Annotated in this window: 1 protein-coding gene; it reads left to right on the forward strand. The window is 35.4% G+C overall.

The window, feature by feature from the left end; all coding sequences use genetic code 11:
* Window positions 1-458 precede the first annotated feature (458 nt).
* Window positions 459-5,171 (forward strand): DEAD/DEAH box helicase, encoded by a 4,713-nt coding sequence (locus FS666_RS18760; RefSeq protein ID WP_144463727.1) that lies wholly within the window; start codon window positions 459-461, stop codon window positions 5,169-5,171.
* Window positions 5,172-5,247: the final 76 nt, after the last annotated feature.

Here is a 5,247-nt window from a genome sequence, read left to right on the forward strand (position 1 = left end):
CTGAAAATGGGTAAAATCAGCCTGCTTTTCAAGCTTTTAACAAACTACGTCACGGATTCAGGTAGAAATTTAAAACGATGGTCTTTCTTTTTTTATCTTTATACAATTGTAGGGTATTGTCACAACCGTTTATTGTACCGGTATTAATCTTGGAATCGACGTGCGGGTGCCGAATAAACAACGATGTTTGAAATGAAAGAATGATAAAGATGATTTGCAGTGGAATCAGTTTTAAAGTATGAGGGGCATCTCTTGGCTCGTTCGGAACCAACTACCACTTCGATTTGGGTGAATTAAAATAAGGTGACGGTCTACATAAAAGAAAGGGACACCAATTGCACATCAATACTGACACTTTCTGGTTCCTTTTGTTAAGTAGTCTTAATGATATAATTAAAGGGTTAAATAATTGAATCGGTTAAAGAATGCTAATTTAAAATAAAAGTAAGGTGAACCAAATGAGTACAGAAGTGAAAAGTTCAAAAAGCTTCATTTCATTAGTTAAAGAAATGGATGCGCCGTATCGTACACAGCGTGATAGAGGAACAATGTTTGAGTTATTGTCACGTACATATTTTAAAAATGAGCCTATGTATGTGCGCTTATTTGATGAGATTTGGAAATTGAATGAAGTGCCAGAAGTATATGAAATACCAAAAAATGATACAGGCGTTGATTTAGTTGCTAGGGAACGTGAAACTGGGAATCTAGTTGCAATCCAATGTAAATATTACACAGAGGATACCACTATTCAAAAGTTACATATTGACTCTTTCTTAAATGAAGTTGGTAAGAAATATTATTCAAGAGGAATTATCATTACATCTACTGATCGGTGGGGGAAAAATGCAGAGGGTGCATTGGCGGGCCGTGATAAGGTAATTACTCGCATTTCATTAACACAATTAAAAGATAGTACGATTGATTGGTCAGAATTCAAATTTAATGCCCCCGAAAAGGTAAAAATACAAAGCAAGAAAACACCTCGTCCTCACCAAGTACCCGCTATTGTAGCTGTTGTAAAAGGCTTTGAAACAATAGATCGTGGAAAGTTAATTATGGCTCCTGGAACAGGAAAAACCTATACGTCTATGGCGATTGCGGAGGAATTAGCCAAGAAAAAGCAAGGTGTCTTTAGAGTTCTGTATTTAGTACCAAGCATTCAATTACTTTCTCAAACATTACGAGGTTGGACTTCTGATACGAATTACAATATGGACGCTATAGCCGTTTGTTCAGATCGAAAAGTAACGAAACAAGAAAGTAACAATGAGTTTGAAGATATTACAGTGGCTGATATTGGTTATCCAGCGACAACTAGTGCAGAAAAGCTTTTGGAATATCAGGAACAAATTGAAACAAATCAAGAAAAGGGAGATTTCCTAACGGTTTTCTCAACATACCAGTCAATTGATGTAATTATCGAAGCACAAAAGAATGGCTTTTATGAGTTTGACTTAGTTGTTTGCGATGAAGCCCATCGTACAACAGGTGCAACAGAATTCGGTAAAGAAGATAGCAGCTTTACAAAAGTGCATTATGACGAAAATATCAAAACAGCAAAACGCTTATATCAAACGGCTACACCCCGTGTCTATGGTGATGTTGCCAAACAAAAAGCTGAAGAAATGTCAGTTGTCATAGCCGATATGGATGATCCTGAGTTATACGGCGAGGAGTTTTATCGTATTGGGTTCGGTGACGCAATTCGTAAAGGTATTTTAACGGACTATAGAGTAATGGTATTGGCCGTTGACGAAGAAATGGTTGCTCGCCGCTTTCAGCAGATGCTAGCAAATAAAGATTCGGAACTAGAATTTGATGATATTACGAAGATTATTGGTTGCTGGAATGGGCTAGTACGGAGAAAAAGTGATTCAGATGAAGCTCTTGGGGCGCCAATGAAACGTGCCATAGCCTTTACGGGTACAATACGTGAATCAAAATTAATTAAAGATATGTTTTCACACGTTGTTGACCAATATTTAAATCAAAACCCTGACGATGAACATCAATATGACATTGAAATTGACCATGCGGATGGTTCAATGAATGCGCTCGAAAAGAACAAAAAGATATCTTGGTTGAAAGATGATGTTCCGAACAATACTTGTCGGATTTTATCCAATGCTCGTTTTTTAACAGAAGGGGTAGATGTACCGGACTTAGATGCCATTATGTTCCTAAAACCACGTAAATCAAAAATTGATATTGCTCAAGCTGTAGGTCGTGTTATGCGTAAATCTCCAGGTAAAGATTATGGATATGTAATTTTACCGATTGGTGTACCTGCTGGAAATGATGCGAACAGTGTCCTTGATAATAACGATAAATATCGTGTTGTATGGGAAGTATTGAATGCCCTTCGTTCATTGGATGAGCGTTTTGATGCAACGATTAATAAACTTGAATTAAATAAGAAAAAACCTGATCAGATTCAAATTATTGGTATAGGTAATGCTCCAGAAGATGGAGAATTAAAACCTATATCACATCAATTAGAAATGATGCTGACAGAAGAAGATTTAACAGACTTAGAGCGTGCCATTTACGGTAAAATTGTTCGTAAGGTTGGAAATGTACGTTATTGGGAAGATTGGTCAAAAGATGTAGCTGAAATTGCTCAACAGCATATGTTGCGAATTCGAGTAATGCTAGAAGATACAAATAGCCAAGCCTATACAGAGTTCCAAAAATTCCTAAAAAGCTTGCGCTATAATATCAATGATTCGATCACAGAGACGCAGGCAATTGAAATGTTAGCCCAGCATTTAATTACAAAGCCAGTATTTGAAGCATTATTTGAATCATATAGCTTTGTGAACAATAATCCAGTCTCTAAATCAATGGAGTCTATTTTAGAAATTTTAGATGATAAAGGATTAATAAAGGAACAAGAACGATTAAATTCTTTCTATGACAGTGTACGCATACGTGCAGAGGGAATTGACAATTTAAAAGCGAAACAAGAAATCATAATTCAATTATATGATAAGTTTTTTAAAGTTGGATTCAATGAAACGACACAGCGATTAGGGGTTGTTTTTACACCAGTCGAAATAGTAGATTTTATCATTCACTCTGTGGATGATGTGTTGAAGAAGCATTTTGGAAAGTCATTGGCGAGTGAGGGAGTTCACATACTAGATCCTTTTACAGGTACAGGTACCTTCATTACTCGGTTATTGCAAAGTGGGTTGCTTCAAAAGGAAGATTTAGTTAGAAAATACACTCAGGAGATACATGCCAATGAAATAATATTGTTAAGTTACTATATAGCAGCCATTAACATAGAAGAAACTTTTCATAGTTTGCAAGGTGGAGAGTATGTCCCGTTTAATGGTATTGTCTTAACAGATACCTTTGACAGCAGAGAGCCAAAAGACCCTTTTGCGAACGAACTATTTAATGAAAATAATGAGCGTTTAAAGAAACAGCAAAAGAAACCTATTTTTGCTATTATTGGAAACCCTCCATACTCATCAAAACAGCGCAGCAATAATGACAATATTCAAAACCTCAAATATCCAGAACTGGATCGCTCAATAGAAAAGACTTATGTATCACATTCCGTTGCTACGAATAAGCAAGTTTTGTATGATTCTTATGCACGGGCATTTAGATGGTCTTCAGATAGAATAGGCGATAACGGGGTAATAGCTTTTGTCAGTAACGGTTCTTTCATAGATGGTTCTGCAACTGATGGTATTCGTTATTCACTTTATAGAGAGTTTAGTGATATCTATGTAATTAATCTAAGAGGAAATGCGAGAACTTCAGGTGAACAAAGAAAAAAAGAAGGGGGTGGAGTTTTCGGTGAAGGATCTAAAGCAACTATTGCGATAATCATTATGGTTAGAAACAGTGAAAAGACTACCTGTGATATTCACTATAAAGAAATTGATGATTATTTAAGCAGAGCTGCAAAGTTAGAGACAATCAGTACATGGAATTCTCTATCTACTTTAGACTTCACTCAGATTATTCCTAACGAACACAGTGATTGGATTAATCAGCGTATTACTAGCAGTGCTCCTTCGGTTAGGATAGGAGACAAGAAAAAGTCAACTAAAGATAAAATCTTTATAGAATATTCCGGGGGGATTAAAACAGGTAGGGACTCGTGGTCATATAATTTCTCTCAAAGTAACCTAGTCACTAACATGAAGTATATGATTGATAACTATAATGTAGGCTTAGAAACAAATCTACCTCAAGAAAAGTTAGTTTCTCCTAAAAAAATCAAATGGACAAGTAATCTAATTACCAGATTTAACAATCATAAGAAATTAGATTATAAAAATGACAGGATATACACGTGTCTCTATAGGCCATTTACGAAAAAGAAACTGTATTTTGAAAGTTCCTTATTAGATAGGCAATACACGATGCCGAAAATTTTCCCAAATCCTCATTCCAAAAATAAAGTAATTTTGTTACCTGGAAAAGCAGGGACGAAAGAATTTTCTTGTTTGGCTACAAATAAAGTTTCGGATTTGAATTTATTTACAGGAGGCTCACAAGCATTTCCCCTATGCATTTATAACGAAGGTGCAGACGATCTTTTTGGAAATACAACTTCGAGTGCAATTAGTCGGGACTACATTGAGATTTGGAATGAAAAATACGGGATAGAATTATCGAATGAAGATGTGTTTTCTTATATCTATGGACTATTACACTCCAAAGAATATATTCAAGATAATAAAAATGAGTTAATGAAAGGATTGCCCACTATACCTTTTTCAAAAAACTACAAAGAGTTTATACGGATTGGTCATATTCTTACGGATTTACATCTTAATTACGAAGAGGTGCCACCATATTCGGAGGTTAAAATCAACTATAGCGCAAATCCTTCACTGAAAGTTACGAAGATGAGGTATCCTAAGAAAAATAAACGGGATACTATAATATATAACAGTGATATAACGATTTCGAATATTCCAGAAGAGGCTTATGAATATATAGTGAATGGGCGTTCTGCGATTGATTGGATTATGGAGCAGTATCAGGTGAAAACAGACAAAAATTCAGGTATTGTAGATGATCCAAACCTTTACTCAAATGATGAAAAGTATATCTTTAATTTATTATTAAGGGTCATAAACGTTTCAATCCAAACCATTGACTTAGTAAACAGTCTGCCTCCGCTAGAGTTAGAAGGATAGATTATGTCTTCATTAGTGTAAACTAGCACATTATTTCAGACACCTAATTTCAAATTAACTCCGGTGAAAAACCTGA

The sequence above is a fragment of the Siminovitchia fortis genome (assembly GCF_007681465.1).
GTDB lineage: Bacteria > Bacillota > Bacilli > Bacillales > Bacillaceae_C > Siminovitchia > Siminovitchia fortis.